Source organism: Mesorhizobium sp. M7A.F.Ca.CA.002.05.1.1 (assembly GCF_003998335.1).
Taxonomy (GTDB): domain Bacteria; phylum Pseudomonadota; class Alphaproteobacteria; order Rhizobiales; family Rhizobiaceae; genus Mesorhizobium.
Genome location: NZ_RZQI01000860.1, coordinates 1 through 2512, shown reverse-complemented (window position 1 = coordinate 2512; position 2512 = coordinate 1). Strand labels below are relative to the sequence as shown.

The 2512-nt window shown below is 60.6% G+C and carries 3 protein-coding genes; 1 reads left to right on the top strand and 2 read right to left on the bottom strand.

Going from position 1 to position 2512, the window contains the following annotated elements:
- Positions 1-784: ABC transporter permease (locus tag EN939_RS29630; RefSeq protein WP_164751327.1), on the top strand; the 784-nt coding region annotated here is incomplete at its 5' end.
- A 148-nt stretch (positions 785-932) separates the two neighbouring features.
- Here the strand turns inward: EN939_RS29630 and EN939_RS29625 are convergent.
- Positions 933-1700: an SDR family NAD(P)-dependent oxidoreductase gene (locus EN939_RS29625; RefSeq protein WP_127271227.1), complete on the bottom strand. Its 768-nt coding sequence runs from the start codon at positions 1698-1700 to the stop codon at positions 933-935.
- A gap of 77 nt (positions 1701-1777) precedes the next feature.
- A partial coding sequence (locus EN939_RS29620; RefSeq protein ID WP_127271226.1) for a substrate-binding domain-containing protein occupies positions 1778-2512 on the bottom strand: 735 nt, incomplete at its 5' end.

Below are 2512 nucleotides of genomic sequence, written 5' to 3'. Positions count from 1 at the left end.
GCTCACGGTAGGCCTCGATCTCTCGGTGAGCGGCATCGTGGCGGTGACGCTGATGGTCGGCGGCAGCCTCGTCACCACCAACCCGCAATTCAGCCTTCTCGGCATCGCGATCTCTCCGCTTCTCGCCATCCCGGTGATGCTCTTCGTTGGCGTCGCGTTCGGCACCGCCAACGGTTTCCTCGTGGCACGGCTGCGGTTGCCATCCCTGATCGTGACGCTTGGCGTCTGGCAAATCGGCGTCGGGCTCGCCTATCAGGTGACCGGCAGTGGCTTCGTCGACAGCATCCCCTCGAGCATTGCCTTCATCGGCCAGGGCAGCCTGCTCTACGTGCCCAACCCGGTCATCCTGTTCTTCGCGATCGTGGCGCTCAGCTATTTCGTCCTGCACCGGACCGCTTTCGGGGCCGAAATCTACGCCGTTGGGGGCAATTCCCGATCGGCCTTCATCAGCGGCGTGCGCGTGGTGCGCGTGCGCATCATCGTGTTCGCCATTGCCGGCAGCTTCTATGCGATCGGCGCCGTAATCAGCATGTCGCGCTACATGAGCGCCACGATGGCGCAGACGACCGGCCTCGAACTATCGACGATCGCCGCGGTTGCCATCGGCGGCGTCAGCCTGTCGGGCGGCAAGGGCAGCATCGTCGGCGTGCTGCTCGGTACGCTGATCATCGGCGTCGTCGACAATGGGTTGAGCATCACTGGCGTCGGACCCGCCCAACAGGCGATCCTGAAAGGCGCCATCATCATCTTCGCAGTGATGCTCGACGGCTTTTCGCGACGCTGATGGCGCGCCCGGCTCGCCGCCGATCCGATCAGAACACCGCCCGCCAAACCTCGGGCACGAAGGCTTACGAGCGCCGTTCCTGAAATCGCGCTCTCATTCCGGGGTTCGCCTGTCCGGCATCCAGATCATGCGACCCTCCAGCAGGTTCTTAGTCCGCAGTCCAACCGCCGTCGATGATCATGGACGATCCCGTCATGAGAGAGGATGCATCGGACGCCAGGAAGACAACCGCCCCGGTTATGTCGTCGACATGACTGATGCGGCCAAGCTTTATCTTGGACAGCACCTCCGCCCTGAAGGCCTCATTCTTGAGAAAATTCTGAGCGAGCGGCGTTTCGACAAACGTCGGGCAGACGGTGTTGACACGGATCTTGTATGGAGCCAGATCTATTGCCGTAGCCTTGGTCATCCCCTCCATCGCCCATTTAGAGGCGCAGTAGACGCTGCGCGTCGCGGCGCCGACATGGCCCATCTGCGACGACATATTTATGATGCTTCCGCCCACGCCTTGCTCGACCATGCGCCGCGCGACGATCTGCGCTACAAAGAAGGAAGCGCGCAGGTTGAGCCCGATGATGTCGTCGAAATCGGCCCGCGTTACGTCAAGGAATGGGTTGGTGCGGTTCATCCCGGCATTATTGACCAGCACGTGAAAAGCCGGCCTGTGTGAAACAGCTTCACTCACTGCCGAAACGTCCCGGATATCGAGAGCGATGGCTTCGGCTTGTCCGCCCGCGCGAGTGATATTGGCCGCGGCAGCCTCCACCTCGCTCAATGTGCGGGCGGCCAGAACGACCTCGGCACCAAAGTGGGCGAGCGCATGAGCGGCGGCCAGTCCCAGCCCCCGCCCGGCTCCGGTAACAAGCGCCCGTTTTCCGTCCAGCCTGAAATTTGGCGCGACTTGATTTTCCTCCATAAATCACTCTCCATTTCCTCAAATTGAGAATACGTATGCATATGTATTTGCTAAATTAGTATCTGGCGTTGATCAGCTCAGGCGGTTGCAGGACCAATGTTGGTAGAGCCGCGAATGATCAGTTCGCCGGGTATGCGAATAGCCGCTGGTGGAAAGTCTGCCGGATCAAACAGCAGGGACAGGGACCGCCCCACCATCGCCTCGATCGGCTGGCGGAAGGTGGTGAGGTCGTATGCCGGCCAGGCGGCCGAGGGAATGTCATCGAAGCCCACGATGGAAACATCGCGCGGAACTTTCAGCCCAAGCCCGAAGCGCGCGGCATCCAGCGCGCCAAGCGCCATGACATCGGCGATACAGAAGATGGCGTCCGGGGGAGTCGGGCCGGACAGCAGATTGATCGCTGCCCTGTAACCCCCGCCATAGGTGTTTTCGCCGAATTGCTCGCCAATGATTTGGACTCCATGGCGGCGCAATTCATCCTGAAAGCCGGCGCTACGTTCGCGGTGGGTCGACGTATCAGGGCGGCCCCCTATAAGGGCTATACGCCTATGCCCTGCGGCAACAAGAAGGGCGGCAACTTCCATAGAAGCCGACCTGTTCTCGCAGCACACTGAATTGATCGAAAAGTCGTCGACGGAGCGGTTGAACAAAACCACCCGAGTGTTCCTGTTGTGCAGGATGTCGCGCATTCGCGACGACAACACAGCTGACGTGACGATCAAACCGTCGATCTCGTACTGAAGCATCGATGGCAGCACGTCATCGACTTCGAAACCCTTGGGCACGGAAAGCAACAGGAGCTGCTTGCCCAT